A 256-nucleotide genomic window follows, 5' to 3' on the forward strand; every position below is an offset into this window, starting at 1 on the left:
GGGAGCTTCGCCGGCACCGATCGGCGCGTCGAAGAGCAGCATGGAAAGGATCACGGCATTGATCGTGACGAAGAGGCAGGCCTGCCAGCGCAAAGGCGGCATGCCGACGTCGCTCCGACGCCAGCGCCTGTCCAGGGAAGCCCAAAATGCCCGCATTTCGTCGTCCGTTCGAATTGGCCTAGAGCGCCGCGCTTCCACCAGGACACGCTAAGGACGCTCTATTTCTTTGAATTGACGCATGATCCTTCATCGAAAA

General features: G+C 59.8%; 1 pseudogene. It reads right to left on the reverse strand.

The window, feature by feature from the left end:
* A pseudogene (locus tag EOD29_RS33125) lies at nucleotides 1–156 on the reverse strand (phosphatase); the annotation flags it as partial.
* Between the last annotated feature and the right edge of the window lie 100 nt (nucleotides 157–256).

This window comes from Mesorhizobium sp. M1A.T.Ca.IN.004.03.1.1 (assembly GCF_003997555.1).
Classification (GTDB): Bacteria; Pseudomonadota; Alphaproteobacteria; order Rhizobiales; family Rhizobiaceae; genus Mesorhizobium.